General features: G+C 38.0%; 2 protein-coding genes. One reads left to right on the top strand and one right to left on the bottom strand.

Annotated features, from left to right (window positions below; genetic code table 11):
- The first annotated feature begins 444 nt into the window (after positions 1 to 444).
- Positions 445 to 2,226 carry a DNA repair protein RecN gene (gene recN, locus F6K13_RS25960; RefSeq protein ID WP_124155811.1) on the top strand — a complete coding sequence of 594 codons (1,782 nt, stop codon included), beginning with the start codon at positions 445 to 447 and terminating at the stop codon, positions 2,224 to 2,226.
- Positions 2,227 to 2,344: 118 nt separating this feature from the next.
- Here recN and F6K13_RS25955 read toward each other — a convergent pair whose 3' ends face one another.
- Positions 2,345 to 2,467: a hypothetical protein gene (locus tag F6K13_RS25955; RefSeq protein ID WP_275670466.1), complete on the bottom strand. Its 123-nt coding sequence runs from the start codon at positions 2,465 to 2,467 to the stop codon at positions 2,345 to 2,347.
- Positions 2,468 to 3,019: the final 552 nt, after the last annotated feature.

Raw genomic sequence — 3,019 nt, 5'->3', positions numbered from 1 at the left:
CTCAGAATTTTCAAGGTTTTTCGTCAATATTAACTATTATAAAAATTCTGAGTCCTGACTCCTGACTCCTGACTCCTAACTACCACAGAAATATTACAATTTAAATAGGATTGCTATATTATAATTTTATCTTGAATACCTCCAAGAAAAGAGAGGATTTACTGGCATAATTTTAGTCAGAGATTCAAGCCATAAACTCAAAAATTATGTTTGACCGAAGCAGGATAAAAGTAAAGTGCAAACATTTAATCTTCACTTCTTCCTTCTTCCTTGAATAGAAGACCTCCAAGAAAAGAGAGGATTTACTGGCATAATTTTAGTCAAAGATTCAAGTCATAAACTCAAAAATTATGTTTGACCGAAGCAGGATAAAAGTAAAGTGCAAACATTTAATCTTCACTTTTTCCTTCTTCCTTCTTCCTTCTTAATTACCTCCTTGAATAAATGCTTATATCTCTTCGCATTAATAACTTTGCCCTTATAGATCATCTAGACCTAGAATTAAGTCCTGGTCTAAATGTCTTCACAGGAGAGACAGGTGCTGGTAAGTCCATTATCCTAGATGCTCTCGATGCAACTCTAGGCGGAAAAGTAGACCGTCGTGTAATCCGAACAGGAACTAAACGAGCTATCTTAGAAGCAACCTTTGAGCTAAACTCATCCCTGGCCGAATGGTTAGGAAATCAAGAAATAGATCCAGTAGATGGTACATTAGTAGTCTGTAGTCGTGAAATTACTTGCGCTCAAACCTCTCTCCGTACTAGGTCTCGTCTCAATGGTATTCTGGTCAATCGCAAAATAATGGACCAACTGCGTGACCGCCTATTAGAAATTACAGCCCAAGGCCAAACTCTACAATTAGGAAATCCCAATCTCCAAAGGGAATGGCTAGATTTATATGGTAGTCATCCCCTAGTACAATGCCGAGAAGCAGTAAGTATTGCCTATCAAAAAGCTCAAAAAGCCAAAGCAACATTAGAAAATCGTCGCCAGTCAGAGCAGAAACGTTTACAAAGAATAGATTTATTAGAATACCAAGTACAAGAATTAGATAAATCTAATCTTACCGAACCTCAAGAATTAGAACAACTAGCACAAGAAAGTCAACGCCTTAGTCATGCAGTTGAACTTCAACATCAAAGCTATCAAATATATCAAGCTTTATATCAAAATGAAGGAGATAATTCAGCAGCAGCAGACCTCCTTGGAGAAGCAGAAACCATCTTAAACGATATGGTAAACTACGACTCCACATTAAAACCTATATTGGAAATGATTAATGAAGCTTTATCTCAAGTTGTTGAAGCTAGCCGACAAATTAGTAGTTATGGCGAAGAATTAGAAGCAGATCCCCAAAGATTAGAAGATGTAGAAGAAAGAATTCAAGAACTTAAACAAATTTGTCGCAAGTATGGTCCAACCCTAGAAGAAGCTATTAATTATTATTACAAAATACAAGCAGAACTCAAAGAACTACAAGATGGTGGAGAGTCTGTTGAAGCACTAGAAAAAGTATACCTAGAAACTCAAAAACAATTACAAGATAAATGTAGCGAACTTAGCTTAAAACGTCATAGTGCGGCTGCTAAATTAGAGACAAATTTGGTAGAGGAATTAAAACCCCTCGCTATGGAAAAAGTGAAATTTCAGGTAGAGATTACTCCCACTACCCCAACAATCACAGGAGCTGACCAGATTACATTCTGCTTCAGTCCTAACCCTGGTGAACCACTACAACCTCTAAATTCAATAGCTTCTGGTGGGGAAATGAGTCGATTTTTATTGGCATTAAAGGCTTGTTTTTCTCAAATAGAAGGATCTGGTACTCTAGTATTTGATGAAATAGATGTTGGAGTCTCAGGAAGAGTAGCAGGAGCCATTTCAGAAAAACTACATCAACTTAGTAGGAAACATCAAGTCCTCTGTGTAACCCATCAACCGATAGTAGCTGCAATGGCTGATAATCACTTTAATGTCAGTAAACAAGTAGTCGAGGAAATATCTACTATGGACTTAAACTTAAATAATCAAAACTCTGAAGTACGGACTATAGTAAGAGTTAAAAATCTAAATAATTATCAACGGCGGGAAGAGTTGGCACAATTAGCTAGTGGTAGGCCAGCTCAAGAAGCTATAGCTTTTGCAGAATCTCTTTTAACTGAAGCTGCTACTAAACGTCGGCAAAATTTGACTATACCTATTTCCAGTTCTAGAGGAGAATCTTAATCCATAATATCAGTTCTATTAAAAATACATTATAGAATAATATTAACAATTGACTTTAACAAAGGGCAAAAAAAAATTATGTAGATTATGTTGAGTTGTAAACTTAAATAGTAAGGATTCAGGTATGCAAAATAGGAATAAGAGAAAGACTTGATGAGCGATCGCTTAAAACCCTAGCCACCAGGGACTGCTCAAAGAATTCAATGACAGAACGCCCCTGACGACGACAAGTTTGTACCACAGTCAATAAATTGGTGTTGGTAATTGATGGGATGATTTATATTTTGGGGTAGGGCTGTGTAACCTACCCCGGTTAATCATTGGGGGATTGCCCCTACAAATTTCATCCTGTAATTTACCAACGCCGATTTCCCCTAGTTAAGACATTGGTTATAAACCAAGACAATGGACCGGAAAATTATTCTCGTCGGACACAATTTTTGTCCAAAGTCCAATTCCTGACTTTCCTTACTGTGGCTTGGACACTTTTTCAGCTGATTTCGCTTTCTGCTAACTATGACGACCTACCTAGCAGCAGTGTGATGTAGTAAGTATATCTCTGATTCTTCTCTAATCCCAGCTTCCAGAGTGGTGATTAACCTCTATGTGGGTAGGTTTGGTATAACGTCATCCTCTGACGGGAGGGACTTTCACCCTGATTACTGAACAACCATAAGGGGGTTGGTAAGGGGGTGCTGGTTTCCCCACTCCTCCACAGGGTGGGGCGGAAAGCACCCCCTTACATAAATAAATGTTGATCCGCTTCGATCAAGATGTTTGTCTACCTCCCGAC

The sequence above is a fragment of the Okeania sp. SIO2B9 genome (assembly GCF_010672505.1).
GTDB lineage: Bacteria > Cyanobacteriota > Cyanobacteriia > Cyanobacteriales > Microcoleaceae > Okeania > Okeania hirsuta.
Note: the sequence above shows the minus strand (reverse complement) of the source record. Positions and strands in the feature narration are given on the sequence as shown.